This is a genomic window from Micromonospora sp. NPDC047740 (assembly GCF_043204735.1).
In the GTDB taxonomy this organism is placed as follows: Bacteria; Actinomycetota; Actinomycetes; order Mycobacteriales; family Micromonosporaceae; genus Micromonospora.
In genome coordinates this window covers 170,879-197,554 of record NZ_JBIDCT010000004.1, presented here as the reverse complement: position 1 = coordinate 197,554, position 26,676 = coordinate 170,879, and the positions used below count along the sequence as shown (strand labels likewise).

The 26,676-nt window shown below is 75.2% G+C and carries 20 protein-coding genes; 9 read left to right on the top strand and 11 right to left on the bottom strand.

The features are described 5' to 3' along the window. Positions 1-39: 39 nt before the first annotated feature. Positions 40-516, bottom strand: coding sequence for a hypothetical protein (locus ACGF4F_RS10075; protein WP_393076444.1), 477 nt, complete (start codon positions 514-516; stop codon positions 40-42). Between the two features lie 181 nt (positions 517-697). Here ACGF4F_RS10075 and ACGF4F_RS10070 point away from each other — a divergent pair, with 181 nt between their 5' ends. After that, a complete protein-coding gene (locus ACGF4F_RS10070) occupies positions 698-1,582 on the top strand; it encodes a virginiamycin B lyase (RefSeq protein ID WP_393076441.1) in 885 nt (294 codons plus the stop codon). A gap of 19 nt (positions 1,583-1,601) precedes the next feature. Here ACGF4F_RS10070 and ACGF4F_RS10065 read toward each other — a convergent pair whose 3' ends face one another. Continuing rightward, positions 1,602-2,534, bottom strand: coding sequence for an LD-carboxypeptidase (locus tag ACGF4F_RS10065; RefSeq protein ID WP_393076438.1), 933 nt, complete (start codon positions 2,532-2,534; stop codon positions 1,602-1,604). 71 nt (positions 2,535-2,605) lie between these two features. Between ACGF4F_RS10065 and ACGF4F_RS10060 the strand changes: the two genes are divergently transcribed. Together ACGF4F_RS10060 and ACGF4F_RS10055 are read left to right on the top strand one after the other, a co-directional pair. Next, positions 2,606-3,373 (top strand): type 1 glutamine amidotransferase, encoded by a 768-nt coding sequence (locus ACGF4F_RS10060; protein ID WP_393076435.1) that lies wholly within the window; start codon positions 2,606-2,608, stop codon positions 3,371-3,373. 1 nt (position 3,374) lies between these two features. Next, the gene (locus ACGF4F_RS10055; protein WP_393076432.1) at positions 3,375-6,401 is read left to right on the top strand and encodes a bifunctional [glutamine synthetase] adenylyltransferase/[glutamine synthetase]-adenylyl-L-tyrosine phosphorylase; all 3,027 of its coding nucleotides are present in this window, start codon (positions 3,375-3,377) and stop codon (positions 6,399-6,401) included. Between the two features lie 312 nt (positions 6,402-6,713). Here ACGF4F_RS10055 and ACGF4F_RS10050 read toward each other — a convergent pair whose 3' ends face one another. Then, on the bottom strand, positions 6,714-8,297 hold the full coding sequence (locus ACGF4F_RS10050; protein WP_393076429.1) for a hypothetical protein: 1,584 nt from the start codon (positions 8,295-8,297) through the stop codon (positions 6,714-6,716). Between the two features lie 45 nt (positions 8,298-8,342). On the opposite strand from ACGF4F_RS10050, the gene mptB (ACGF4F_RS10045) reads away from it, so the two are divergent. After that, the gene (mptB, locus tag ACGF4F_RS10045; protein WP_357435300.1) at positions 8,343-9,746 is read left to right on the top strand and encodes a polyprenol phosphomannose-dependent alpha 1,6 mannosyltransferase MptB; all 1,404 of its coding nucleotides are present in this window, start codon (positions 8,343-8,345) and stop codon (positions 9,744-9,746) included. A 12-nt stretch (positions 9,747-9,758) separates the two neighbouring features. Next, on the top strand, positions 9,759-11,258 hold the full coding sequence (gene mptB, locus ACGF4F_RS10040; protein ID WP_393076426.1) for a polyprenol phosphomannose-dependent alpha 1,6 mannosyltransferase MptB: 1,500 nt from the start codon (positions 9,759-9,761) through the stop codon (positions 11,256-11,258). A 72-nt stretch (positions 11,259-11,330) separates the two neighbouring features. On the opposite strand, the gene glnA is transcribed toward mptB (ACGF4F_RS10040), so the two are convergent. Continuing rightward, positions 11,331-12,755, bottom strand: a complete 1,425-nt coding sequence (glnA, locus tag ACGF4F_RS10035) for a type I glutamate--ammonia ligase (RefSeq protein WP_357434986.1) — start codon at positions 12,753-12,755, stop codon at positions 11,331-11,333. Between the two features lie 299 nt (positions 12,756-13,054). Here glnA and ACGF4F_RS10030 point away from each other — a divergent pair, with 299 nt between their 5' ends. After that, positions 13,055-13,453, top strand: a complete 399-nt coding sequence (locus ACGF4F_RS10030) for an RDD family protein (RefSeq protein WP_393076423.1) — start codon at positions 13,055-13,057, stop codon at positions 13,451-13,453. A 68-nt stretch (positions 13,454-13,521) separates the two neighbouring features. Here ACGF4F_RS10030 and ACGF4F_RS10025 read toward each other — a convergent pair whose 3' ends face one another. Further along, complete coding sequence (locus tag ACGF4F_RS10025; RefSeq protein ID WP_073833683.1) at positions 13,522-14,211, bottom strand: DUF4191 domain-containing protein; 690 nt, start codon at positions 14,209-14,211, stop codon at positions 13,522-13,524. A gap of 211 nt (positions 14,212-14,422) precedes the next feature. Between ACGF4F_RS10025 and ACGF4F_RS10020 the strand changes: the two genes are divergently transcribed. Both ACGF4F_RS10020 and ACGF4F_RS10015 read left to right on the top strand, forming a co-directional pair. Continuing rightward, positions 14,423-14,593 (top strand): hypothetical protein, encoded by a 171-nt coding sequence (locus tag ACGF4F_RS10020; RefSeq protein ID WP_387272310.1) that lies wholly within the window; start codon positions 14,423-14,425, stop codon positions 14,591-14,593. Beyond that, the gene (locus ACGF4F_RS10015) at positions 14,590-17,757 is read left to right on the top strand and encodes an AAA family ATPase (protein ID WP_393076418.1); all 3,168 of its coding nucleotides are present in this window, start codon (positions 14,590-14,592) and stop codon (positions 17,755-17,757) included. Before ACGF4F_RS10020 ends, ACGF4F_RS10015 begins: the two co-directional genes overlap by 4 nt. A gap of 10 nt (positions 17,758-17,767) precedes the next feature. Here ACGF4F_RS10015 and ACGF4F_RS10010 read toward each other — a convergent pair whose 3' ends face one another. Together ACGF4F_RS10010 and lipA are read right to left on the bottom strand one after the other, a co-directional pair. Then, entirely contained in the window at positions 17,768-19,606 is a 1,839-nt protein-coding gene (locus tag ACGF4F_RS10010) for a DUF423 domain-containing protein (RefSeq protein WP_393076415.1), read from the bottom strand. Between the two features lie 106 nt (positions 19,607-19,712). Beyond that, the gene (gene lipA, locus ACGF4F_RS10005; protein WP_357434995.1) at positions 19,713-20,759 is read right to left on the bottom strand and encodes a lipoyl synthase; all 1,047 of its coding nucleotides are present in this window, start codon (positions 20,757-20,759) and stop codon (positions 19,713-19,715) included. Between the two features lie 403 nt (positions 20,760-21,162). Between lipA and aspS the strand changes: the two genes are divergently transcribed. Then, positions 21,163-22,449 carry an aspartate--tRNA(Asn) ligase gene (gene aspS / locus ACGF4F_RS10000; RefSeq protein WP_393076412.1) on the top strand — a complete coding sequence of 429 codons (1,287 nt, stop codon included), beginning with the start codon at positions 21,163-21,165 and terminating at the stop codon, positions 22,447-22,449. A 103-nt stretch (positions 22,450-22,552) separates the two neighbouring features. Here the strand turns inward: aspS and nadE are convergent, their stop codons facing one another. From nadE to ACGF4F_RS09980, 4 genes are all read right to left on the bottom strand, one after another. Next, positions 22,553-23,431, bottom strand: coding sequence for an ammonia-dependent NAD(+) synthetase (gene nadE, locus ACGF4F_RS09995; RefSeq protein WP_393076409.1), 879 nt, complete (start codon positions 23,429-23,431; stop codon positions 22,553-22,555). A 75-nt stretch (positions 23,432-23,506) separates the two neighbouring features. After that, a complete protein-coding gene (locus tag ACGF4F_RS09990) occupies positions 23,507-23,899 on the bottom strand; it encodes a VOC family protein (RefSeq protein WP_357435000.1) in 393 nt (130 codons plus the stop codon). Between the two features lie 152 nt (positions 23,900-24,051). Next, positions 24,052-24,693, bottom strand: a complete 642-nt coding sequence (lipB, locus tag ACGF4F_RS09985) for a lipoyl(octanoyl) transferase LipB (protein ID WP_393076405.1) — start codon at positions 24,691-24,693, stop codon at positions 24,052-24,054. Between the two features lie 53 nt (positions 24,694-24,746). Beyond that, positions 24,747-26,564, bottom strand: a complete 1,818-nt coding sequence (locus ACGF4F_RS09980; RefSeq protein ID WP_393076402.1) for a DUF2079 domain-containing protein — start codon at positions 26,562-26,564, stop codon at positions 24,747-24,749. Positions 26,565-26,676: the final 112 nt, after the last annotated feature.

The following is a 26,676-nucleotide window of genomic DNA, read 5'->3' as shown; positions in this document are numbered from 1 at the left end:
GCCACATCGGCGACGTGCAGTCGGTCAGCGTGACGGGCCTCAGCGGCCGTTACCCCAGCCGCCGCGGTGGCCGCCGCCGCCCGGGCCCGGGAAGACACCGGCCTCGACCGCCTTCAGCACCGCGTCGGCCTGCTCCTGGGTGAGCTTGCCGTCCTTGACGGCCTGGTCCAGCCGCTCCTTCAGCTGCGCCTGTCGCTCCTGCTGCCACGCCTGTCGGTCCTCGGCCGACGGCCGCTCCGGGCGGTCGCCCTGGTGCTGCTCGCGGATCTTCTCCAGCGCCGCGGTGACCTTGTCGGTCGACACGCCCAGTTCCTTGGCGAGGGCGTCGGCGAACTCGGCCTGCCGGTCGGCCCGCTGCTGCTTGCGGTCGGTGCCCTGATCGGCGTTGGCGCTGGCGCTCGGGCTCGGGCTCTTGTCGTCGGCGAGCGCCACCGTGGGGGCGGCGATCCCGACGCCGAGCACCCCGGCGGCGGCCAGGCCGGCCAGTACGTGCTTCCTCGACATCTTGCGGATCATGCGGTTCTCCAGTTCGGTGGTGGTGCGTTGACGTGACCGAGAGTGACGGGCGGAGCTGGGGGGAACCCATGGTGAGCCTGTCAACGCGCTGAAAATCCGGTTTCGAAGTGCGGGCAAACCGGTTGCGAGGGGCACGGTGAGGCCGGAAGGGTAGGCCCGCCCGTGACGAGAGGTGACCCGCATGACCAGCCCCGCAATCCGCGAGATCGCCCTGACCGGGCCGGGCTCCGGGCCGTACGCGATCACGACCGGCCCGGACGGCGCGCTCTGGCTGACGCTGGCCGGGACGGGCGGGGTGGCTCGGCTCGGGCGGGACGGCTCGGTCCGTACCTACTGCACCGACCCGGCGGAGAGCCGGCCGCTGATCATCACCACCGGGCCCGACGGCGCCCTCTGGTACACCCGCTCCGGCGATCATCGGCTCGGCCGGATCACCGTCGAGGGCGACGTCAGCTCCGTGGCGCTGCCGCCGGGGACCGGCCCCTGCGGCCTCGCCGTCGGCCCCGATGACGCCCTCTGGTACGCGGGCATGGGCAACGACACGATCGGCCGGGTCACCGCCGACGGGTCGGTGACGACGTTTCCGCTGCCGGTGACCGGCGGCTTTCCGTCGATGCTGGCCGTCGGCCCCGACGACGCCCTCTGGTTTACCCTCAACCAGGCGAACGCGATCGGCCGGATCGACCTCGACGGCGAGGTGACCCTGCACGGGCTGCCCACCGAGGCGGCGGGGCCGGTGGGCATCACCCTCGGCGGCGACGGGGCGCTCTGGTTCGTCGAGATCGCCGCCGGTCAGCTCGGCCGGATCACCCCCGACGGCCGGGTCGAGGAACACCCGCTGCCGGACCGGGCCGCCCGGCCCCACGCGATCGTCGCCGACCCGGCCGGCGGCTGCTGGTTCACCGAGTGGGGCGCGAACCGGATCGGCCACGTCGACGCCGCCGGCCGGATCACCGCCCACGACCTACCCACCCCGGGATCGGAACCTCACGGCCTCACGGTCACCCGCGACGGGACGGTCTGGGTCGCGCTGGAGATCGGCGCGGTAGCCCACCTGACCCCCTGACCGGGGCTGGGGTGGGGGGTCATTGGACGGCGGGGGAGGCCGTGAGGGTGCCGGCGGTGGCGTCGAGGATGGCGGGGGTGCCGACGGGGACGGTGAGCTGGCCGACGCCGTGACCGATCGGGAGGCCGCCGAGGACGGGCACGCCGAGGTCGCCCAGGCGTTCGGCGAGCACGTCGACGATCGTGGTGTCCCAGCCGTCCGCGCACTCGGTGAACTGGCCGACCGCGACCCCGGCGATCCCGGCCAGGGCGCCGCAGCGGCGCAGGTGGGTGAGCATCCGGTCGACCTTGTACGGCGGCTCCTGCACCTCCTCGATCAGCAGCACCGCCCCGGTCAGGTCCGGCATGTCCGGGGTGCCGATCGACGCGGTGATCAGGCAGAGGTTGCCGCCGAGCAGGCGGCCCTCCGCCCGGCCGGGCACCCGGACCGGGTACGTCTCCTCCTCCCGCACCGCCTCGACGGTCACCGGCCCGGTGGTCATCAGCGCGGCGTGCAGCGACTCCGCCGAGCGAGGCGGGGTGCGGTCGTCCAGCCACGCCGCCCCCGGGCCGTGCACGCCGGCCAGCCGGGCGCCCCGCCAGAGCGCGAACTGCAGCGCGGTGATGTCGGAGAAGCCGGCCACCACCTTCGGGTCCCGGCGCACCGCGGCCATGTCGATCAGGTCGACCACCCGCTGCGCGCCGTAGCCGCCCCGGGTGCAGATCACCCCGCGTACCTCCGGGTCGGCGAAGGCGGCGTTCAGGTCGGCGGCCCGCAGTTCGTCGCCGCCGGCCAGGTAGCCCTGCCGGGCGTACGCGTTGGGTGCCAGCACCGGGCGCAGCCCCCAGCCGGTGAGCAGTTCGATGCCGCGGGCCACCCGTTCCGGGCGGGTCGGGCCGGAGGGCGACACCAGCATCACGGTGTCGCCGGCACGCAGGACCGGCGGGCGCAGGCAGTGTTCGTCGGTGGGCACGACGGCAGCCTAGTGAGCGACCCGCCGAGCCGTGCCGGCCCTGGTCGGTAGCACCGGCTAGCCTCGACGTCGTGGCGACCGCGCTGGTGATCGAGAACGACCCGACCGACGACCTCCGCCGACTGGGGGAGTGGCTCCTTGAGGGGGGCCTCGACCTGCGGGTGCTGCGCCCGCACGCGGGCGACGAGCTCCCCGCCGACCTCGACGGGTACGCCGCGATGGTGGTGCTCGGTGGGGAGCAGCAGGCGTACCCGCTGCCCGACGGCAGCCCCGGCGCGCCCTGGTTCCCGGCGCTGGAGGGGCTGCTGCGCAAGGCGGTCCGGCACCGCGTACCCACCCTCGGTGTCTGCCTCGGCGCGCAACTGCTGGCCGCCGCGCACGCCGGGCAGGTCGAGCGGAGCCCGTCCGGGCCGGAGGTCGGGCCGGCCGTGGTCGGCAAGCGGGACGCCGCCGACAGCGACCCGCTCTTCCGGTACGTGCCGCTGATGCCGGACGTGTTCCAGTGGCACTCCGACGAGATCACCGAGCTGCCGCACGGGGCCACCCTGCTCGCCGCCTCCACCCGCTACCCGCACCAGGCGTTCCGGCTCGGTGACCGGGCCTGGGGGCTGCAGTTCCACATCGAGTGCGACACCGCGATGATCGCCGACTGGGCCCGAGACTCGACGCTCCTGGCGGAGCTGGGCTACGACCCGGAGCTGGTGGTGGCCGCCTGCGACCGGGTGATGGCCGACGTCGAGGAGGTCTGGCAGCCGTTCGCCGTCCGGTTCGCCGCCCTCGCCCTCGGCGAGCTGGACGACAGCGCGCCGCGCCGCAGCCTGCCGCTGCTCGGGCACTGACATGACCCGACCGACCAGGGGGCGCCTCGCCCGGTACGGCTTCGCCGAGGGCGACGGCCGGGCGCGGGCGGCCGACCTGCTCGGCCCGGACGGCCTGGGACTGTGGCGGCCGGACACCCAGGAGCCCACCGACGAGCGGGCCGCCGAGCTGCTGGCCGGCCTCTCCCGGGCGGCCGACCCGGACCTGGCCCTGCGCCAGCTGCACCGCCTCGTCGAGGCGGAGTGGCGGGCCAGCGGCAAGCCGGCTGTGCTCGACGCCCTGTACGCCGACCCGGGGCTGCGCCGCCGGCTGGCCGCCGTGCTGGGGGCCTCGTCGGCCCTCGGCGACCACCTGGTGGCCAATCCGGAGCAGTGGACCGTGCTGGCCACCGAGCCGGACGGGCTCGCACCCACCGCCGAGGGCCGGCTCGACCTGGCCACCGCCGCCCGGCTGACCGCCGCCACCGGCCCGGTGCCGGTGCTGCGGCAGGCGTACCGGCTGGCGCTGCTGCGGATCGCGGCGGCCGACCTGACCGGCGGACGCGGCCTGGAGCAGACGATGGCGGCGCTCTCCGCGCTCGCCGACGCCACCCTCGCGGCTGCCTACCAGATCGCCGTCGACGAGCTGCCGGGCGGGACGCCCCGGCCCCGGCTGGCCGTGGTGGCGATGGGCAAGGCCGGCGGCGACGAGCTGAACTACGTCTCGGATGTGGACGTCATCTTCGTGGCGGCCGAGGACGACGACCTGACCGCCGCCACCCAGGTCGCCACCCGGCTGATCCAGGTCTGCGGGCTGGTCGCCTGGCCGGTTGACGCCGCGCTGCGCCCAGAGGGCAACCGGGGCCCGCTGGTGCGTACCCTCGCCAGCCACCTGGCCTACTACCGGCGCTGGGCCCGGACCTGGGAATTCCAGGCCCTGCTCAAGGCCCGGCCGGCGGCCGGCGACCTGGCGCTCGCCGGGGAGTGGATCGACCAGCTCGCGCCGCTGGTGTGGACCGCGGCGGAACGCCCCGAGGCGGTCGAGGACGTCCGCGCGATGCGTCGCCGGATCATCGAGAACGTCCCGCCGAAGGAGTTGGAACGCGAGATCAAGCGGGGGCCGGGCGGGCTGCGCGACATCGAGTTCGCGGTCCAGCTGCTCCAGCTCGTGCACGGCCGGGGCGACGAGTCGCTGCGGGTGCCGGGCACCATCCCTGCGTTGCGCGCCCTGGTCGCCGGCGGCTACGTCGGCCGGGCCGACGGGGAGGCGCTGCTGCGCGGCTACCGCTTCCTGCGCGGCGTCGAGCACCGGCTCCAGCTCCAGCACCTGCGCCGCACCCACACCGTGCCTACCGAGCCCGCCGCGCTGCGCTGGCTGGCCGCCGCCCTCGGCCACCAGGCCACGCCGGGCCGCAGCGCCGTCGAGGAGTTCCGCGCCGAGTGGGTCACCCACGCCACCGAGGTACGCCGGCTGCACGCGAAGCTGCTGTACCGACCGCTGCTGGAGTCGGTGGCCCGAGTGCCGGCTGACGGGCTACGGCTGACCCCGGAGGCGGCCCGGCACCGGCTGGAGATCCTCGGGTTCGCCGACCCGGCCGGGGCGCTGCGCCACCTCCAGGCCCTCACCGGCGGGGTCAGCCGCACCGCCGCCATCCAGCGCACCCTGCTGCCGGTGCTGCTCAGCGAGTTCGCCGACGCGCCGGAGCCGGACCGGGGGCTGCTCAACTACCGGCAGGTCTCCGACAAGCTCGGCAGCACGCCGTGGTATCTGCGGCTGCTGCGCGACGAGGGGCCGGTGGCCCGCCGCCTGGCCCGGGTCCTCGCGCTGTCCCGCTACGCCGCCGACCTGCTGGCGCGCGAGCCGGAGGCGCTGCGGCTGCTGGCCGAGGACAGCGAGCTGACCCCGCGGCCCCGGGAGGTGCTCTGCGAGGGCTTCGCCGCGGCGGCGGGGCGGCACGACGACCCGGTCGAGGCCGCGCGGGCGGTCCGTGCGCTGCGCCGCCGGGAGCTGCTCCGACTCGCCTGCGCCGACCTGCTCAGCCGGGCGGGCACGCTCACCCCGCGCCCGCCGCGGGCCGCCGAGGCCGGGGTACGCCCCGCGTCCAGCCTCGCCGATGTCCGCGCGGTCGGCACCGCGCTCGCCGACGTCACCGACGCCACCCTGGCCGCCGCGCTGCGGGCCGCCCGGGCCGCCCAGCCGGCGCCGCCCGGGCTGCGTTTCGCCGTGGTCGGCATGGGCCGGCTCGGCGGGTACGAGTCGAATTACCTCTCCGACGCCGACGTCCTCTTCGTCTACGACCCGCCGCCCGGCGTGGACGAGGGCGCGGCCAGCGCCGCCGCCCACGCCATCGCCGAGGAGCTGCGCCGGCTGCTCTCCGCGCCGGCTCCCGACCCGCCGCTCGGCGTCGACGCCGACCTGCGCCCGGAGGGCCGGCAGGGACCGCTGGTCCGCAGCCTCGCCGCGTACGCCCAGTACTACGCCCGCTGGTCGAAGGTGTGGGAGGCGCAGGCGCTGCTGCGGGCCCGGTTCGTCTGCGGCGACGCCGACCTCGGCGCCGAGTTCGAGGCGATGATCGATCCGGTGCGGTACCCGGCCGACGGGCTGACCCGCGAGCAGGTGGTGGAGATCCGCCGGATCAAGGCCCGGGTGGAGACCGAGCGGCTGCCCCGGGGCGCCGACCCGGCCACCCACACCAAGCTGGGCCGGGGCGGGCTCGCCGACGTCGAGTGGGCGGTGCAGTTGCTTCAGCTCCGGCACGCCGGCCGGCTGCCCGCGCTGCGCGGCACCCGTACCCTCGACGCCCTGGCCGCGGCCCGGGCCGCCGGGCTGGTCGACCCGGACGACGCGACGGAGCTGGCCGCCGGCTGGACGCTCGCGGCGCAGGTCCGCAACGCGCTGATGCTGGTCCGCGGGCGGGCCGGGGACCAGCTCCCGCGGCACGGGCTGGAGCTGGCCGGGGTGGTGCGCCTGCTCGGCCGGGACGACCCCGGCGAGTTCCTTGACGAGTACCTGCGCGTCGGCCGCCGCTCGCGCGCCGCCATGCAGCGGGTGCTGGACACCCCGGCCTGACGCCATGGACTGCGGGCCGTCGGTGGCCCGGGTCGCCGAGGGAGACGGCCGTGCCGCCGTGCCGTAGGCGAGGCGATGTTCAGGTGCGGCACGCTTTCGAGCCAAAGGCGTCGATACATTACTCGGGCGCAGACCGACCCTCCACGCGCCGACGAACTTGATGACGTGGATGGATCGCGGCGGCCGTCGCGGGGGCGGTGCGAGCGAGGTGAGTCGGTCACGTCATCAAGTTCGTAGCGGCTGGGGAGCCACCTGCCGGCACGCGGGCCGGCGGGCATCGCCAGGCGCAGCCGGCGGCGCGCGAGGCCGGGGTCAGCCGCCGAGGGTGTAGGTGCCGGCGTGGGGCACGGTCACCGCCGTCCACTCGCCGTCGGCGGTGAGCGTGGCGCCTCCGCTGACGGTCAGCCAACGGTCGTGCCGGACCCGGACCGGCACCCGGCCAGGGCCCGGGACGCGGAAGGTGACCGTGGCGGCGTCCTGCCGGACCAGCTCGCCGGGGGCGCCCACCAGCGGGGTGGGGTCGGCCACGGCGTACAGGCGCCAGTGCTGGTCCGACCAGACCTGGGTGAGGTACGGCAGACCGGCCTCGACCAGCTCGGCCTCCGGGCGGCCCACCCAGGACAGTTCGGCGTCGGCGATGGCGACGTACTGCACCGCGTTGTCGGCCAGCCAGGCCTGGTAGCTCGCCGGGGTGAGCGGGACGCCGGTGCCGGCGGCGCCCGGGACGGTGGTGAAGAAGAGCGGGTTGCGGTCGATGTCGGCCTGGCGTAGCCAGCCCCGGGCCAGCGGCACCTCGCCGAGGTGGGCCGCCTCCCAGTAGTCGCGGGTCGGCGGCACCTCGACCCGGCCGGTCAGCCCGCGCCGCGCCAGCTCCGCCCGCAGCGGCGCGAAGTACGCCGGATCGGCGCTCGGGTCGCCCGCGCCCCGCAGGTCGGCGGTGACCACGGGCGGCTGCCACCAGCAGGCGGCCGCGAGCAGCGCGGCCAGCGTCACCCCGCCGGCCACCCGCCGCCGAGCCACCCGCCCCGGCAGGCGGTCGGCCAGCCACCGGGGGAGCCCGGCGGTGGCCGCCAGCACGGGCAGGGCGAACATCACCACGAGGCGGGTGGCGTTCAACCCGACCGGGGTGTGCAGCACCGCCGCGGCCAGCACCCCGGCCGCCGACAGCAGGGCGCCCACCCGGACCGGCCGGTACGCCACCAGCGCGGCCACCAGCAGGCTGGTCAACACCGCGTGCAGGGTGTCGCTGCGACTGATGTTCATCCAGCCGCCCTCGCCGAAGAGCAGCCCGGTCACCGCCAGCGGCACGGCGGCCGGGACGGCCAGCAGCAGGCCGTCGGCGTACCGGCGGGTGAGCAGCAGCGCGACGCCGGCCAGGCCGACGAAGAGCCCGGCGACCGGGCTGGCCGCCGAGGCGAGCAGGGCCGCCAGCCCGGCCAGCACGCCGCGCGCCCACCCGGGGTGCCGCGCGGCCGGCCGGGTGAGGGCGAGCAGCGCGGCCAGGCCGAAGGCGACCCCGAGGGCGTACGTCACCCGGCCGGAGACCAGGTTGCCGGCGATGGTGAGCACCCCGACCAGGCTGCCCAGCAGGGGCCGGGGCACCCCGGTCCGAACCAGCAGCGCGGCGAACGCGGCCGCCGAGGCGAGCAGCGCGAGCGCGCCGGTGGGGCGGACCCCGAGCAGGTCCATCAGCGGCGGTGAGACGAGGCTGTAGCCCCACGGGTGGACGCCGCCGTACCAGCGCAGGTCGACCAGCGCCGGCCCGTGGGCGGCGAAGAAGCCGGCGCGGGCCACCTGGGCCGACAGGTCCGAGCCCAGCGGGGGAAGGGTGACATACAGCACGCCCAGGACGAGCGCGGACGCGGCGGACACCGCCACCACCCGACCGCCCCGCATGCCCACCTCCTGATCGCGACCCACCGTACTGGCAGCATGTCCGATGTGCCTCACCACCTCTCGCGCTGGATCGGGCTGGTCGGCTCCGTGCTGCTCGCCGTGGCCGCCTTCTTCGGCGGCGCGCTGCCGTACGGCGACCTGCGCCCCACCCCCGTCAGCATCTGGCAGGGCCCGCACGGGCCGTTGATCATCAGCAGCTGGTTGGCCGGCACGGCGCTGCTGGGCTGGGCCTGGTGGTCGCTGCGCGACCGGGTGCCGTCGACCCGCTGGGTGCTCGTCACGATCGGGCTCTGGCTGCTGCCGATGCTGGTCACGCCGCCGCTCGGCAGCCGGGACGCGTACGCGTACGCCTGCCAGGGCGCCAGCTACGCCGCCGGGATCAACCCGTACGAACAGGGCGTCTCCGCCCTGCCCTGCCCGTGGCTGGACACCATCTCGTACATCTGGCGGGACACCCCAGCCCCGTACGGACCGCTGTTCGTGATGATCTCCGGGGCGGTGGTGACCGCCGCCGGCTCGCTGGCCGCCAGCGTCGCGCTGTTCCGGGTCCTCGCCGTGGCCGGGGTGGCGCTGGCTGCCGTGTCCCTGCCGGTGCTGGCCCGCCGCTGCGGGGTGCCGCCGCAGCGGGCGCTCTGGCTGGCGCTGGCCGGCCCGCTGGTGCCCGTGCACCTGATCTCCGGCGCGCACAACGACGCGATCATGGTGGGCCTGCTCATCGCCGGGCTGGCGGTGGTGGCCGCCCGGCCCGGCCGCCCGCTGCCGCTGCTGGCCGGTGGGGTGCTGCTCGGGCTGGCCGGCGCGATCAAGGTCACTGCGCTGGTCGTGGTGCCCTTCGCGGCGCTGGCCGCGATCGTCGGGCCGTACCGGATCCGCGCGCTGGTCCGCCAGGGCGGGTGGGTGGCCGGCGGGGCGCTGGCCGCGGTGGTCGCCGCGACCCTCGCCGCCGGTTTGGGCCTCGGCTTCATCAGCGGCCTGGAGCAGGGCGGGCTGGTGGTCGCCTGGACCTCTCCGCCGACCGCGGTGGGGCAGACCATCGGCTACCTGGCGGTGCCGTTCGGCGCGCACGTCGACGCGCTACCGGTCACCCGGGGCCTGGCCGTGGTGGTGCTCGGTGCGGTGCTGCTCTGGCTCTGGTTCCGCGCGTTCCGCCGCCAAGATCCGTTCTGGCACGCCGCCCTGGCGCTGGTCGCGACCGTGGCGCTCTCCCCGCTGTTTCACCCCTGGTACTGGACCTGGCCGCTGGCCGTGCTCGCCGCGACCGCCCGCCGGACCGGCTGGTTCGTGATCGTCGCCCTGGTGTCGTCTTTCCTGGTGCTGGCCGACGGCACCGGTTTACCTCGGTACACCAAGATGCCGGGTGCCCCCCTGATGACGCTGTTCGTGATCGTGGTGGCCGTCCGGTTGGTACGGTCGGCTCGGGCGGAACGTCAACCGGTTCCCGCAGACTGAGGAGAAGTGCCGGTGAGCGAGCCCGGCTCGGTGCCCGGCGGGCCGGTCCGCCCGGTCGCCGCCGGGCTCGCCCGGTACGCCGGGCTCGCCGGCGCGGTGCTGCTGACCGTCGCCGCCTGGCTGGGCGGCGCGCTGCCCGACGCCCCGCTGCGCACCACCCTCTCCGGCCTCTGGCACGCCACCTACGGGCCGTCGACCCTCGGCTGCTGGCTGGTCGGCACGGCGCTGCTGGTGGGCGCCTGGTGGTCGCTGCGCTGGGGCGCCCCGTCGACCCGGTGGGCGTACGTGACCGCCGGCCTGTGGGCGCTGCCGCTGCTGGCCGCGCCGCCGATGGGCAGCCGGGACGTCTACTCGTACGTCTGCCAGGGCTGGTCGTGGACGCACGGCGCCGATCCGTACCGGGTCGGGGTGGCGGCGGCCGGGTGCCCCTGGACCGACACCGTGACGCCGATCTGGCGGGCCACCCCGGCGCCGTACGGGCCGTTCTTCGTCCTGCTGGCCGGCCTCGCGGTGCTGCTCGGGGGCGGCCTGGTCGGGGCGATCGTGCTGCTGCGGGTGATCGCGGTGGCCGGGGTGCTGCTGGCCGCGCTCTGCCTGCCCGGCCTGGCCCGCGCGGCCGGCGTGCCGACCCGGCGCGCGGCCTGGCTGGCGCTGGCCTGCCCGCTGGTCGGGGTGCACCTGGTCGCCGGCGCGCACAACGACGCGCTCGGGCTGGGGCTGCTCCTGTTCGGCCTGCTGGTGCTGGTCCGCCGGCCGGGCAAGCCCCGGGCGCTGGTGGTGGGCGGGGTGCTGCTGGGGCTGGCCGTGTCGGTGAAGGCGGTTGCCGTGGTGGTGCTCCCGTTCGCCGCGCTCGCCGCGGTGCTGGGCCGCTACACGCTGCGCGTGCTGCTGCGCGACGCGGGCTGGCTGGCCGCGGGCGTGCTGGCGGCGCTGCTGGTCACCTCCCTGGCCACCGGTCTGGGCCTGGGCTGGGTGGGCGGCCTCGCGCACAGCGGCGACTCGAAGCAGTGGACCTCGCCGCCGACGGCGGTGGGGTTCGTGGTCGACTACGTGGGCGGCCTGTTCGGGCAGGAGCCGCATGCCGTGCCGGTGGTCCGGCTCGTCGCGCTGGCGCTGCTCGCGGTGCTGCTGGTGGCGCTCTGGTGGCGGGCCTGGACCGGGCTGCGCCGGCTCAACGACGTCCGACAGCGGGCCGTCCGGCTGGCCGTCGCCCGGCCCCGGGTGGCGCTCCTCGGGGCCGGCCTGGCGCTGGCCGCCACCGTGCTGCTCGCCCCGGTCTTCCACCCCTGGTACGCGACCTGGCCGCTGGCGCTGCTCGCGGTGGCGACGGTGCCGTTGGCCCGGACCGTCTGGTTCGTGGCGCCCTGCGCGGTGGCCTCCTGCCTCACCCTGCCGGACGGCACCAACCTGGCCCGGTTCACCAAGGCCCCGGGGGCGCTCCTGATGACCGCCCTGGTCGTGCTGCTGGCGGTCCGGGCGGTGCGGGTGGCGTTGGCCCGACGAGCCGGCTGACCACGTACGCGGACGGCCGGGCCGGCCCCGCGGTCGCGGAGCCGGCCCGGCCGGTGCTGATGGAGTGCCTGGTCAGCAGTCGAAGTACATGGCGAACTCGTGCGGGGTCGGGCGCAGCCGCACCGGGTCGACCTCGTTGGCCCGCTTCCACGACACCCAGGTGGAGATCAGGTCCGGCGTGAAGACGCCGCCGTCGAGCAGGTAGTCGTGGTCGGCCTCGAGCGCGTCGAGCACCTCCGGCAGCGAGCCCGGCACCTGCTTGACGTCGCCCCACTCCTCCGGCGGCAGGTCGTACAGGTCCTTGTCGATCGGCGCCGGGGGCTCGATCTTGTTCTTGACGCCGTCCAGACCGGCCATCATCATCGCCGAGAAGGCGAGGTACGGGTTGCTGGACGGGTCCGGCACCCGGAACTCGACCCGCTTGGCCTTCGGGTTGCTGCCGGTGACCGGGATACGGGTGCAGGCGGAGCGGTTGCGCTGCGAGTAGACCAGGTTGACCGGTGCCTCGAAGCCCGGCACCAGCCGGCGGTACGAGTTGACCGTCGGGTTGGTGAACGCCAGCAGCGACGGCGCGTGGTGCAGCAGGCCGCCGATGTACCAGCGAGCGGTGTCGGACAGGCCCGCGTAGCCGGTCTCGTCGTAGAACAGCGGCTCGCCGTTCAGCCACAGGCTCTGGTGGGTGTGCATGCCGGAGCCGTTGTCACCGAAGAGCGGCTTCGGCATGAAGGTGGCGGTCTTGCCGTTCGCCCAGACCTCGTTCTTCACGATGTACTTGAAGAGCTGGAGCTGGTCGGCCGCGTGCAGCAGGGTGGAGAACTTGTAGTTGATCTCCGACTGGCCGGCGGTGCCCACCTCGTGGTGCGACCGCTCGACCGTGAAGCCGTTGTCGACCAGACGGCGGACGATCTTGTCGCGCAGGTCGGCGAAGTGGTCGACCGGCGGCACCGGGAAGTAGCCGCCCTTGTAGGCGGTCTTGTAGCCGCGGTTGCCACCCTCCTCCTCGCGGCCCGTGTTCCAGGCGCCCTCGATGGAGTCGATGTAGTAGAACGACCGGTGCGCGGAGGTCTCGTGGCGGATCGAGTCGAAGATGTAGAACTCCGCCTCGGCGCCGAAGTACGCGGTGTCGGCGATCCCGCTGGCCGCCAGGTACGCCTCGGCCTTCTTCGCCACGTTCCGCGGGTCCCGGGAGTACGCCTCCCGGGTGAACGGGTCGTGGATGAAGAAGTTCAGCGCGAGGGTCTTCTGCGCGCGGAACGGGTCGATGAAGGCGGTCGCGACGTCGGGGAGCAGGAGCATGTCCGACTCGTGGATCGCCTGGAAGCCACGGATCGACGAACCGTCGAACGCGAGGCCGTCGGTGAAGAGCGCGTCGTCGACGGACTCGACCGGCAGGTTGAAGTGCTGCATCACGCCGGGCAGGTCACAGAAACGTACGTCGACGAACTTCACGTCCTCGTTCTTGAGGTATCGCAGGAGTTCCTCGGGATTGGCGAACACACGTCCTCCTGGCAGGTCCACTCCGGTGGCTGGCTCCTGGCGACGGTATGACCGTGGAGTTGCCCGGCCGTGTCTCCCCTGTTTCCGCCGTGTTACGTCCCTCGCGGAGCGTCATCTCGGCCACTCAGGTGCCGGTCAGTCTCCGTTCGGACGATACTCGCTGTAGTGGTGTGGTGCCAATTGACGGCTTTGGTCCGATTCCCCGCTCCGCGCCGAACCGGCGTACCCGGGCAGTGACCGACACCCCTGGTCACCGCGCCCGTCCCGGCCCCGGCCGGGCCTGGCTACCCTTGACCGCTGTGACCGATACCGCCGCCGTGCCGGTGCCGCCCGCCGCGGACCCGACCTTCACACCCCCGAGCCTCGGCCGCCGCTTCGGCGCGCTGGTCATCGACTGGGTGCTCTGCCTGCTGATCTCCAACCTCTTCGCCGACCCGGCGCGGGACGGCTGGGCCCCGGTCCTGGTGCTGGTCCTGGAATACGCCCTCTTCCTCGGCCTCTTCGCCCAGACCCCTGGCATGTACGTCACGAGGATCCGCTGCCTGGCCTGGGCCGACGGCGGACGGATCGGGCTGCTCCGGGCCCTGCTCCGCGGCGTGCTGCTCGCCCTCGTGGTGCCCGCCGTGATCATGGACGAGCACCGCCGCGGGCTGCACGACCGCCTCACCGGCTCGGTGATCGTCGCCGCCCCCCGCTGACCCGGTCGCCCCGACGACGAAGGAGCCGGCCCCGTGCGGGTCCGGCTCCTTCACGCGTACGGCAGGGGTCAGCGGCCCCGGGTCTGGCGGAACGCGCCGCGCGGCGGCCGCATGTTCTTGGGGATCGCGCCCTTGGGCATCTGCGGGCGGGCGGTGAGCGCCTTGAGCCGCTTGTCGAGGGCGTTGACGTCCTTGGGGGAGAGGGAGCGGGGCAGCCGCATCAGGGTGGTGCGCAGCTTGCGGATCGGCAGCTCGTCCTCGCCCTGGCCGATCACGTAGTCGTGCAGGGGGGCGGTGCCGATCACCTTGGCCAGCCGGCGCTTCTCCTGGCCCAGCAGGCCGCGGACGCGCTGCGGGTTGCCCTCGGCCAGCAGGATCACGCCGGGGCGGCCGAGCACCAGGTGGACCATGTCCATCTGGGTGGTGGAGCTGACGGCCGGGGTGACCCGCCAGTCGCCCCGCATGCTCTCCATGATCTGCGCCGCCGCGCCGGGCTGCCCCTCGGCGGCGCTCATCATCGCCGTGTTGGACCTCAGGTTGAGCACGATCAGCACGGCGAGCAGCGCGAGCAGGATGCCGATCGGCAGCCAGAGCCAGCCATAGAGAATGACCGCGACCACGGTGAGCGCGAGCGGGATCAGCACCGCCGCGGCGACCAGCGGCGCGAACCACCGGTCCTGCTTGGCGGTGAACCGGAACACCATCCCGATCTGCTTCAGCCGCTGGCCGAACGAGACCTTCTCCTGGGGCTTTGCCATGCCTGAGAGTCTAGTGGGCGCCCCGCCACCCGTTGATTCCCGGCCGGCCCTCCGCGGCTGAGTACCTTACGCCGCCGTCCGCCCCCTGAGCCGTCCCGGTAAGGAGGGGGCGACGCCGAAGATCAGGCAGGGGACTCATGCCCCGGGGGCACCTTCGCGCGGAAAGTCAGTGTCGACCGCGAAACGACACCGCACGACAGGGGAAACCGAGATGTTCGGTAACGACGCAGAACTCCTGCTCACCATCCACCGCAGCCACGCCGCCGAGCTCCAGGCCGACGCGGCCCGCGACCGGCTCGCCCGGTCGCTGCCCCGCCGCCACCCGCGCAGCTGGCTCGGCCGCCGGCACCAGGCCGCCCGTACCGTCGACGGCCGCCGGTGACCACCCTCGCCGCGCCGGCCGTCGCGGCGACCGCCCCGGCCGACCGGGACGCGACCGCGATGCCCGGTCCGGCGGCGTCCCCGGCCGGCCCGGTGCCGACCGCACCCGGGCCGGCCGCCACCCGACGGGACGGGGGACCTCCGGACGGCACCGGTCCGGCCGCCACGGGGGCGGCCGGACCGGCGGCCGGCGGCCGGGCAGTCCGACCGGTCGGCCGGGACGGTGCCGGCGCCCGTCGTGGCATGCTCGATGCCGTGACCGCACGCGCCACCAGCACCGTCCTCGTCGGCCGCCAGCCGGAGCTGACCGGGCTGCGCGACGCGTTCGGCCGGGCCCGGGCCGGGGAGCCCGCCACCGTCCTGGTCGGCGGCGAGGCCGGCGTCGGCAAGACCCGGCTGCTCGAGGAGTTCGGCACCCAGGCCGGCGCCGCCGGGGCGCGGGTGCTGGTCGGCCAGTGCCTGGAGCTGGGCGAGGCCGGCCTGCCCTTCGCGCCGTTCGCCGCCGCGCTGCGCGAGGTGCTGCGCCGCGACGGCCCGGCCGCCTTCGCCGGGTACGAGGCGGAGTTCGCCCGGCTGCTGCCCGAGCTGGCCCGGGTGCCGGCCGGCGTCGCCGCGCCCACCGGCCTGCCCGTCTCGGACACCCCGCGCGGCTACCTGTTCGACCTGGTCGCCGACCTGTTCCGGCGGATCGCCGAGGAACGACCGCTGGTGCTGGTCATCGAGGACCTGCACTGGGCCGACCGGTCCACCCGCGACCTGATCGGCTTTCTGGTGCGGGCGGCCCGCGCCGCCCGCCTGCTGCTGGTCTGCACCTTCCGCACCGACGAGCTGCACCGCGGCCACCCGCTGCGGCCGTTCCTCGCCGAGCTGGACCGGGCGCGCGGGGTGGACCGGGTCGAGCTGAGCCGGCTCGACCGGGACGGCACCGCCACCATCCTCGCCGACCTGCTCGGCACCGAGCCGCCCCCGCGGGCCGTCGACGACGTGCACCGCCGTACCCAGGGCAACCCGTTCTTCATCGAGGAGCTGGCCGCCGCCGGCGACCCCGTCGGCTGCGCGGTGCTGCCGGAGACCCTGCGCGACCTGCTGCTGGCCCGGGTGGACCGGCTGCCCGAGCCGGCCCAGCGGGTGCTGCGGATCGCCGCCGCCGGTGGCACCCGCTTCGCCCACGAGCTGCTCGCCGAGGTCGCCGGCCTGCCCGAGCCCGAGCTGGAGGACGCGCTGCGCGCCGCCGTGGCCGCCCAGCTCGTGGTGGCCGACCCGGACGGCGACTACGAGTTCCGGCACGCCCTGGTCCGGGAGGCCGTGCACGACGAACTGCTCCCCGGCGAGCACGCCCGGCTGCACGCCCGGTACGCCGCCGCGATCGAGGCGCAGCCGCACCTGGTGGCCGCCGGCCGCGCCCCGGCCGAGATCGCCCACCACTGGTACGCGGCACACGACCACCCGCGCGCCCTGATCGCCGCCCGCGTCGCCGCCTGCGCCGCCGCCGACCGGTACGCGTACGCCGAGCAGAGCCGGCTGCTGGAACGGGTCCTCGAACTGTGGGAGCTGGTGCCCGACGCCGCCGAGCGGCTCGGCATGGACCACCTGCGGGTGCTGGAGGAGACGCTCGGCGCGGCCACCACGGCCGGCGACCTCAGCCGGGCCCTCACCCTCACCCGGGCCGCGCTGGCCGAGGTGGACGCCGACGCCGAGCCGCTGCGCGCGGCCCGCCTGCTCGACCAGCGTGGCCGGCTCCTGGCGCTGCTCGGCAAGAGCGACGGTGCGGCCGAGCTTGGTGAGGCGTACCGGCTGGCGGCCGGGGTGCCGGACGGGCCGGAGCGCGTGGGTCTGCTCGCCGACATCGCGGCACACCTGATGAAGGTCGATCCGAAACAGGCCGCCTCGGTGGCGGCCGAGGCGATGGCCGGCGCCGAGGCGATCGGGGCGGACCTGGTCCTGCTGCCCACCCGGATCGCCATGCTCCGCCGCACCGACCAGACGCCGGACCTCGGGCTGGCCGAGCTGCGCCAGGCGGAGGCCCGGGCCCGGGCGACCGACAACGCGCCGGCGTTGGTCAGCGCCCTGGTCTACCTCTCCGACGTGCTCTACGAGCTGGGCAGCTATCAGGAATCGGCCGAGGCGGCCGTGGCCGGGGTGGCCGAAGCGCGCCGGGTCGGGATCAGCCGCTCCATCGGGGCGTACCTGCTGTCGAACCGGGCCGAGGCGCTGATCGCCCTGGGGCGCTGGGACGAGGCCGACGCGGCCTGCGCCGAGGCGGCCCGGATCGACCCGCCGGGCGTCTCCGGGCTGCACTGGCTGCAGCTCCGCGCCGGGCTGCGGCTGGCCCGGGCGCACCCCGCCGCCGACGAGTTGGTCGGGCGGGCGCTGGCCTTCCTGGCTCGGCCGTACCTCTGGCCGAACCACCGGCTGCCGCTGCGCGAGCTGCGGATCGAGGCCGCCCTCGCAGCCGACGACAAGACGGCGGCGCTCGAGGCGAGCCGGGCCGCCCTGGCCGACGAGCGCCTGGTCGACCTGCCCCGCGAGGGGTGGCCGGTGCTCAGCGCCGCGGCGCGGACCGCCGCGCTGGCCGGCGACGCCGAACTGGCCGGTGAGGTGTCCACCGTGGCCGCCGCCCTGCCCGTCCGCTATCCGGCGGAACGGGCACACGCCGCCCAGGTCACCGCGATCCTGGCTGGTGCCGGCGCTCCTGCCGTCGGCGGTGGCGCCGTGGCGCTGGCGGCCTGGCGGGCGGCGGTGGCGCAGTGGCGGGCGGTCGGGCAGCCGTACCCGCTGGGCCGGGCGTTGCTCGGGCTGGCCGAGGCGGCCGCCTCCGCCGGCGAACGGGACAGCGTCGCCGCCGCGGTACGCGAGGCCGGCGACATCGCCGCCCGGCTCGGCGCCACGCCGCTGGGCGAGCAGGCTGCCGTCCTGGCCCGCCGGGTCGGGCTGCGCGGCGGTGGCCGTCCCGGGCCGGACCTGCTCACCAGCCGCGAGCAGGAGGTGCTGCGGCTGGTCGCCGAGGGACACAGCAACAGCCGGATCGCGGAGCGGCTCTTCATCTCGCCGAAGACGGCCAGCGTCCACGTGTCCCGGATCATCGCCAAGCTGGACGTGAGCAACCGGGTGGAGGCGGCCGCGCTGGCCCACCGCCTCGGCCTGCTGGACCCCACCCCGCGCTGACCCGCCCGGGTCAGGGGCGGGGGAGGTAGATCCGCCAGTCCGCGACGGTGACCACGTCGAGGGCGCCCGGGCCGGGGCCGAGCCGCTGGTCGAGCCGGGCGGCCAGCGGGGAGCCGGCCGGCGCGACCCAGGCCGCGCCCGGATCGGCCGTCACCGCCCGCCGGTAGCTCGGCAGCCGGTCGAAGCCCGGGCGTAGTTCGTCGTCGACCACCGAGCAGACCACGTCCTCCCCGGTGGCGAAGGTGAGCCGGTTGCAGGTCCAGTAGCCGCCGCGCACGTGCCGTACGCCCAGCCCGCCGAGGGTGTCGACGAGCGCGCGGTGCCGCTCGGCCTCGGCGTGGATGGCCGGTACCCGGGCCATCGCCCCGGCGGTGGCGACCCCCGCCGTACCGAGCATGGCGGCCAGCACGGCGACCGCCGCCAGGGCCGCCACCCGGGCGCGCCGGCCGCCCTCCGCCGGCCCGAGTCCGCCGGCCGGCTCGGCGCTGGTCGACTCCACATCGGCGAGGCGGTGTCGTCCGACCGACCCGGACACCGCCAGATCGCCGAACTGGCGTGGAAAAGGGAGCTGCCACAGCGGCCAGAGCAGGGCGGGCGTGGCGACCGCCAGGCAGGAGAGGTAGCGGGCGCTCTCCACCGGTGTCTGCCCGGCCGAGCTGCTCACCGTGTACGCCGCCAGCACGGCCGCCGCTCCGGCGAGCAGCGCCAGCCGCACCGCCCCCGAGACCCGCCGCTCGTCCGCGCCGCCCGAATCGTCGTCGGGTCCCGTGCCGGCGGCAGGCGCCACCGGCGTGCGGAGGGTGCGCCAGGCGGCCACCGCCCCGAGGAGCAGCAGCACCGGGAACGCGACGGCCCACCAGAGCTGCCAGCCGGCGCAGTGGCTCGGCGAGCAGAAGCCCATGCCGAGCGGCGGCCCGAGCACCAGGCCGCCGTACAGCCGCTCGCCCCAGCCTGCCGCCGCGTCCCCGCCGCCGGCGGCCAGGACCGCGGCCAGCGGGTTACGGCCGTGCCGGAGGCTGTCCAGCAGCATCGGCGCCGCGCCCAGCAGCAGCGTGCCGGCCACCACCAGCCCGGCCCGGCCGGCCAGCTCCCGCCGGCGGCGGGCCATCAGCACCGCGCCGGCCCCGAGGATGTACGGCAGCAGCAGCGGGTCGACCCAGAGCATCAGCCCGGACACCAACCCCCAGGCCGCCCACCGGAGCAGTCGCGCCCCGGGCCGTGGGCGGCTGGGATCGGCATCGACGGTGCGCGCGTCCGGGCCCGGAGGCGCGGCGCGGCTGGACGTCGGCCGCCCCGACCCCCCGGCGCGCCGCTGCGGCGCGCCGGCGCACAACCCCACGGTGAGCAGGGCGAGCGCGACTCCGGCCGGGTTCAGCTCGGGGTAGCCGCCCCCGGCGATGAGCTGGTTCTTGACGACGCGGTCCGAGCCGAGCGCGAGAAAGCCGACGACCAGCAGGGCGAACCAGGCATCTCCGCCGAGCCGGCGGGTGAGCCGCCAGGACAGGGCGAGGAAGAGTGCGTAGAGCGCGAGGGTGGGCAGCCGCAGCGCGAGCACCGACGGTCCGGCGAGGGCGACCAGCGGCGCGGCCAGGTACGCCTCCAGCGTCCCCATGTACGCCTGCCCGTAGAACCAGACCGGGAAGCCCTGCCCGCGGGCGATGTGCAGGGCGGCCAGGCCCATCGTCGCCTCGTCGCTGTTGGTGGGCGGGGCGTCGGCGAGCAGCAGCGCCAGCCGGTATCCGACCCCGGCCAGCCCGACGAGCAGCGCGAGCAGCACCGGCAGCCGGGGCCGCAGGGGCGGGCGCGGGCGGGCGCCCTCGCGTGGCTCCTGGCGTACCCCGACGGTCATGCCTGCGATCATGGCATCCGGGCGGTGGCCGGCGGCGGCTGACACGGCCGGCGCCCCCGCCCGGACGCAGCCGGCGGGTGGCGCGGTCCGCGCCGGCGGCCGGGCCTCAGCCGGCGGCGGGGACGCCCTCGCGGGCGGCGAGCGCCTGCTGGTAGAGGCGCCCGGCCCGGTACGACGAGCGGACCAGCGGGCCGCTCATCACGCCGGCGAAGCCGATCTCCTCGGCCTCCTCGCGCAGCTCGACGAACTCCTCCGGCTTGACCCAGCGGGTGACCGGGTGGTGCCGGGGGGAGGGGCGCAGGTATTGCGTGATGGTGATCAGCTCGCAGCCAGCCTCGTGCAGGTCGCGCAGCGCCTGGGACACCTCGGCCCGCTCCTCGCCCATGCCGAGGATCAGGTTGCTCTTGGTGACCAGGCCGGCGGCCCGGGCCTGGCGGATCACGTCGAGGGAGCGCTCGTAGCGGAACGCCGGCCGGATCCGCTTGAAGATCCGCGGCACGGTCTCCACGTTGTGCGCCAGCACCTCGGGCCGCGACCCGAAGACCTCGGCGAGCTGCTCCGGGACCGCGTTGAAGTCGGGGATCAGCAGCTCGACGCCGCACCCGGACTGGAGGGCGTGGATCTGCCGGACCGTCTCGGCGTAGAGCCAGGCGCCGCCGTCGGGCAGGTCGTCGCGGGCGACGCCGGTGATGGTCGCGTAGCGCAGGCCCATCGCGGCCACCGACTCGGCGACCCGGCGCGGCTCGTCGGCGTCGAACTCGGCCGGCTTGCCGGTGTCGATCTGGCAGAAGTCGCAGCGCCGGGTGCACTGGTCGCCACCGATGAGGAAGGTGGCTTCCCGGTCCTCCCAGCACTCGTAGATGTTGGGGCAGCCGGCCTCCTGGCAGACGGTGTGCAGCCCCTCGCGCGAGACCAGCCCGCGCAGCTGGGTGTACTCCGGCCCCATCTTGGCCTTGACCTTGATCCACGGCGGCTTGCGCTCGATCGGCGTCTCGGCGTTGCGCGCCTCGATCCGCAGCAGCCGCCGCCCCTCGGGTGCCGCGGTCGCGGTGCGGCCGGCCTGCGGGGTCGTCGGCGTGGAGTGCTCGATCGTCACGAATCCGAGCCTACGCCGGACGGTGGCCGTCGATGAACGTCGGGCGACCGGCGTCACGCCGCAGATGTTGTGACACCGGACACCGACGGTGAAAAAAGGTCGTCACAGGGGCCGGTACGGGGTGCTAACGTGCCGGCAAAGCTGCGACGGAGCCGAGTAGCGCGCCGACCCGCCAGCGCAGAGAGCCGCCGGTTGCTGGAAGGCGGTCTGGCGCCGGCGCGTGAAGACCCTCCCGAGCTGCGGGAAGAACGGCGCTCGTGCCCGGCAGGGCCCCTCTCCACGCCTCCGGTGGAGCGGGTAACTCTGCTCACCGCGCCCAGTAGAGCCCGCCGGCTGGCCCCCGTCACGGGCGACGAACGAGGCTCCCGCTCCGGCGGGGGCGAAGGTGTGGTGGCACCGCGAGGATCCCGCTCGCCCACACCTCCCGGGGATCGCGTTGCGATTGATCGAGGAGGTAGCCGTGCAACGCATCCTTTCCACCCGACTGTCCGCCCACGTCGGCGAGTCCGTCCGGATCGCCGGCTGGGTGCACCGCCGCCGGCTGCTCAAGTCGGTGGCCTTCCTGATCGTCCGCGACGCCGCCGGCCTGGCGCAGGTGGTGGTCGCCGACCCGGCGGTGCGCGCGGCCGTCGAGAAGCTCACCGAGGAGACCGTCGTCGAGGTCGTCGGCACGGTGGTCGCGAACGACACGGCGCCCGCCGGGGTCGAGCTCACCGCGCCGACGGTACGGCCGCTCGGCCCGCCCGCCGTCCCGCCGCCGTTCGACCTGTACCGGCCGGCGCTCACCGCCACCCTGCCCACCCAGCTGGACCACGCGCCGACCGCGCTGCGCCACCCGACCCGCTCGGCGGCGCTGCGGATCTCGGCGGCGGCGGTGGCCGGCTTCCGGGCCGCCCTGGACGCCCGCGACTTCGTGGAGATCCACACCCCGAAGGTGGTGGCGTCCTCCACCGAGAGCGGGGCGAACGTGTTCGCGTTGGACTGGTTCGGCCGGCCCGCCTACCTGGCCCAGTCGCCGCAGTTCTACAAGCAGCTCATGGTCGGCGTCTTCGAGCGGGTGTACGAGGTGGGGCCGGTGTTCCGGGCCGAGCCGCACGACACCGTGCGGCACCTGGCCCAGTACACCTCGCTCGACGTCGAGCTGGGCTTCGTCGCCGACCACCGGGACGTGATGGCCGTGCTGCGGGACACCCTCGCCGGCATGCTGGGGGCGGTCGCCGACCGGGCCGGCGCCGCGCTGGCCACGCTCGGGGTGGCGGCGCCCGAGGTGCCGGCCGAGATCCCCGCCGTGCACTTCACCGAGGCGCTGAAGATCGCCGGGGCGCCGGCCGACGAGCCGGACCTCGCCCCCGCCCACGAGCGGGCGCTGGGGGAGTGGGCCCGGCGCGGGCACGGTTCGGACTTCCTCTTCGTCACCGGGTACCCGATGGCGAAGCGGCCCTTCTACACCCATCCGGACCCGGCCCGGCCGGCCTACTCCAACGGCTTCGACCTGCTGTTCCGGGGGATGGAGCTGGTCACCGGCGGGCAGCGGCTGCACCGGTACGAGGACTACCTGGCCGCCCTCGCCGCGCGCGGCGAGCCGGTCGAGCCGTACGCGGGCTACGTGGACGCGTTCCGGCACGGCATGCCGCCGCACGGCGGCTTCGCGATCGGCCTGGAACGCTTCGTGGCCCGGCTCACCGGCGCGGCCAACGTCCGGGAGGTGACCGCCTTCCCCCGCGACCTGCACCGGCTCACCCCATGAGGACAGGTCCCCGGTTGACAGCCCGTCAACCGGGGACCTCTCCTTTCCAGCTGCTTCATCGGCGGCGTGATCGTGCTCTGCGAACCGTGGCTTCGGGCGCGGATCAGCCCTGCTGGGCGGTGACCCGGTCGTCCGCCTCGCGGCCCGCTGGCACCTGCGGCGGCGCGATCGGGAGGCAGCGCTTGTGGTCGGTGGCCCGGTAGCGGGCCACCAGCGCCTCGGCCACCTCCGCCAGGACCGGCCGGCCCTCCAGGAAGTCGTCGATCTGCTCGTACGTCAGGCCGAGCGCGTCCTCGTCAAGCTTGCCCGGGGCCAGGCTCTCCAGGTCGGCGGTGGGCGCCTTGCCGACCAGTTCGGCCGGGGCGCCGAGCGCCTGGGCGAGCGCGCGGACCCGCCGCTTGGTCAGCCCGGTCAGCGGCACCACGTCCGCCGCCCCGTCGCCGTGCTTGGTGAAGAACCCGGTGACCGCCTCGGCCGCGTGGTCGGTGCCGACGACCAGGCCACCCATCGCCCCGGCGACCGCGTACTGGGCGATCATGCGCTGCCGGGCCTTGACGTTGCCGTGCAGGAAGTCCCGCTGGGCGGCGTCGGTGAAGGCCAGCCCGGCCGCCACCAGCGCGTCCAGGGCGGCGTCGCTGGCCGGCTTGACGTCGACCGTGAGCACCCGGTCGGGCCGGATGAACGCCAGGGCCGCCTGGGCGTGGTGCTCGTCGGCCTGCACCCCGTACGGCAGGCGCATCGCCACGAACACCGCCGGGTGGCCGGCGGCGCGGGCCCGCTCGACGGCGAGCTGGCAGAGCCGGCCCGTGGTGGTCGAGTCCACCCCGCCGCTGATGCCGAGGACCAGCGCCGTCAGCCCCGTGTCGACCAGGCGGTCGGCGAGGAAGACGACCCGGCGCTCGATCTCCACGGCGGCGTCGAAGGTCGACGCCACCTGGAGTTCCTCGGCGATCTGCCGCTGCGTCGAGATCAGGTCGGTCATCGGGTCCTTTCCGGTTCAGGCGGGGCCGAGTTCAGGCCGGCCGGTTTTGGCCGGCCGAGTTCAGGCGGGCCGAGTTCAGGCGGGGCCGAGGAGGTCCCAGGGGTTGCCCTCCAGGTCGCGGAAGACGGCGACCCGGCCGTACGGCTCGGTGCGCGGCGGCTTGACGAACTCGACGTTCGCCTCGCGCATCCGGCGGTAGGTGGCGTCGAAGTCGTCGACCTGGAGGAAGAAGCCGACCCGACCGGCGGTCTGGTCGCCGACCACCGCCTCCTGCCGCTCGCCGTCGGCGCGGGCCAGCAGCAGCCCGGTCCCGCCGCCGGGCGGGCGGACCACCACCCAGCGCTTCGGGCGGCCGTCGTTGGTCAGCGACGGCTTGTCCTCGGCCAGCTCGAAGCCGAGCACCTCGGTGAAGAACGTGATCGCCGGGTCGTAGTCGGCGACGACCAGGGTGACGAGATCGATCCGCACCGGACGAGAGTACGCGATCAGCCCGGCAGCTCGGCCCGGCGCCGGCGCAGGTGGTCGGCCTGCGGAACGCTCAGGCCCAGGGCCAGCGCCTCGCGGTCGGGTAGGGACAATCGGCGGGCTGCCCGCCGGGACACCACGCGGCGGATTGTTTCTCAGACCTGCACGAGGGTCGGCAGGTGGCGTTCGACCACCGGGAGCACGTCGGCGACGGTGACCGGGCGGCCCAGCTCGGCGGTGAGCGAGGTGGTCCCCGCGTCGCGGATGCCGCACGGCACGATCCGGTCGTAGTACGTCAGGTCGCAGTCGCAGTTGATCGAGAAGCCGTGCAGGGTCACGCCCCGGGCCACCCGGATGCCGATCGCGGCCACCTTGCGGGCCGGGCCGCGGTCGTCCTCGGGCACCCAGACGCCGCTGCGCCCCTCGACCCGGCCGGCGGTCAGCCCGAACTCGGCGCAGACGTCGATCAGCAGCTGCTCGGTGCGCCGGACGTACGCCACCACGTCCACCGGGTCGGGCAGCTTGACGATCGGGTAGCCGACCAGCTGCCCCGGCCCGTGCCAGGTGATCTTGCCGCCGCGGTCCACGTCGATCACCGGGGTGCCGTCCATCGGCCGGTCCCACGGCTCGGTCCGCTTGCCGGCGGTGTAGACGCTGGGGTGCTCCAGCAGCAGCACCGTGTCGCCCTGCTCGCCGGCCACCACGGCCTCGTGCAGCCGGCGCTGCTCGTCCCAGGCGGCCTGGTAGTCGAGCACACCGGCACGGACCGGGGTCAGCCCGGAAGTCGTCACGCTCACCCGTCCAGCCTAGTCCCGCCACCTGCCGGTGCGCCCCTGTGAGCCTCGTCGCGTCAGGCCGGCGGGACCCGCCAGACCCACACGTCGTCCACCCGCTGGGGCGGGCCGAGCAGGCCGGTGGCGGTGCGCAGCAGGGCCTCCTCGTTGATGTCGTACTTGGCGCCGTGCACCCGGTCGGCCAGGACCACCGTCTCGACGTGCCAGTAGCGCAGGTCCTCCCGGCTCTGCCGGATGCTGCCCTCGGTGATGATCGGGACGAGCCCGGTCCGCCCGGCCTGGTCCATCAGCGAGTCGAAGGTCCGCGGCACCGGCCCGATCCGCCCCCGGCCCTCCGGGCCGCCCGGGCCGAGGAAGAAGCCGGCCGGGATGCGGAACTCGCCCTGCCGGTGCGCCAGGGCGTACGCCTGCCAGCGCTGGCCGTCCGGGGTGACGTCGACGGTCAGCGGCAGTGGGGTGAGCACCCCGCCGGGCGAGACGTACTGCTGCCAGGTGCCGTTGGTGATGAACTGCGGGACGGGCTCCCGCACGCTGGTCAGCAGCGGGGTCGGCAGCAACGGCACCAGCGCGACGGCGAAGCCGAGCGCCCAGGCCACCGTGGTCAACCGGTGCCGGGGTGGCCGGGCGCGGAGCCGGTCCACCGTGTGCGCCAGCAGCAGCCCGATCACCGGCGCGACCACCAGCGCCAGCCGCGAGGGCAGCGCCGCGTTGATCACCGGCAGGTTGTCCAGCACCCCGAACGGGAGGAGTTGGCCGGTGCGCCGGCCGTTCCACTTGGCCGTCGGCCCCCAGGAGAGCACCGCGAAGACCACGGCGGTGACGCCGAGCGCGGTGAGGGTGGCCCGGAACGCCCGGTCGGCGCGCCGCCAGAGCAGCCCGAAGCAGGCCACCGTGAGCAGCAGCAGCGGGATGCCGAAGAAGGAGTTCTCCTCCGTCGGGTTCGGTGCCAGCGAGGTGCCCAGCCCGGCCCAGCCGGCCAGGGACCGGCGCGGGTACGACCCGTACGCGGCGATGTCCTCGGAGTGGATGAGCGGGTCGAAGCCGGTGCCGTGGAAGCGCTGCGGCCCGGCGAAGTGCAGCCACAGCGGGTACGCGAGCAGCGCCCCGGCCACCAGCGCGGTCACCCCGAGCCCGGCCGCGAAGCGGGGCAGCGCGGCGCGGACCTCGGCCCGACGGGCCGGGTGCAGCGCCCACACCAGCAGGAACAGGGCGAGCGCCAGGGCGGTGAAGAAGAGCCCTTCGGCGGCGATCGAGAAGGCGACCGCCACCAGCAGCCCGAGCACGATCCCGCCGCGGACCGCCCGGCCGGGGCGGCGCAGCCGGAACACGCCCCAGATCAGCAGCGGCACCAGCCAACCGGCGGTCCAGTTCAGGTGCGCGTTGGCGTGCGAGACCATCGCCGGGCAGTAGGCGATGAAGAGCGCGCCGACGGCGGCGGCCAGCCGGCTGCCCACCAGGTATCGGCTGAGCAGCCAGTACCAGGCCACCCCGGTGGCGGCGAGGTTGAGGGTGAGGATCACCAGGAACGTCGCGGGCGGCCCGATCAGGTACGTCAGCGGCGCGAAGAGCACCGCGTACACGGTGATCGAGGTGTTGACCGCGAGGTTCACCCCGTCCGGATTGTTGATCAGGTGGGTGTAGAACGGGTTCTCCCCGTGGCTGACGGCGTGCCCGCCGAAGGCCAGCAGCCACTCGAAGAGCGCCTGGTCGCTGGAGTTGACGGTGATGGCCCGGGTGTCCGGGTTCCACCACAGGCCGCTGGTCACCCAGAAGGCCAGGGCCACCGCGGCGAGCACCACGACCAGGTCGGCCCGCCAGCTCCGGTTGGCGGGCTCGGGGGACCGGTCGGTGACCAGGGTCGGGGAGGTCGGCACGCAGCGGACGTTACCAACCGGAACTGGACACGCCGGTCAGACACGAAACCTCGCGGCCGCTTCCGTCGCCCGCGGCGACACACTTCGATCTCGGTGAATGTGTGAGCGGCGG

Bases quoted from the DNA above. Each gene is read 5' to 3' on its own strand.
- ACGF4F_RS10075 (WP_393076444.1), bottom strand. From the start codon at position 516: ATGATCCGCAAGATGTCGAGGAAGCACGTACTGGCCGGCCTGGCCGCC.
- ACGF4F_RS10070 (WP_393076441.1), top strand. From the start codon at position 698: ATGACCAGCCCCGCAATCCGCGAGATCGCCCTGACCGGGCCGGGCTCC.
- ACGF4F_RS10055 (WP_393076432.1), top strand. From the start codon at position 3,375: ATGACCCGACCGACCAGGGGGCGCCTCGCCCGGTACGGCTTCGCCGAG.
- ACGF4F_RS10050 (WP_393076429.1), bottom strand. From the start codon at position 8,297: ATGCGGGGCGGTCGGGTGGTGGCGGTGTCCGCCGCGTCCGCGCTCGTC.
- ACGF4F_RS10025 (WP_073833683.1), bottom strand. From the start codon at position 14,211: ATGGCAAAGCCCCAGGAGAAGGTCTCGTTCGGCCAGCGGCTGAAGCAG.
- ACGF4F_RS10020 (WP_387272310.1), top strand. From the start codon at position 14,423: ATGTTCGGTAACGACGCAGAACTCCTGCTCACCATCCACCGCAGCCAC.
- ACGF4F_RS10010 (WP_393076415.1), bottom strand. From the start codon at position 19,606: ATGACCGTCGGGGTACGCCAGGAGCCACGCGAGGGCGCCCGCCCGCGC.
- nadE (WP_393076409.1), bottom strand. From the start codon at position 23,431: ATGACCGACCTGATCTCGACGCAGCGGCAGATCGCCGAGGAACTCCAG.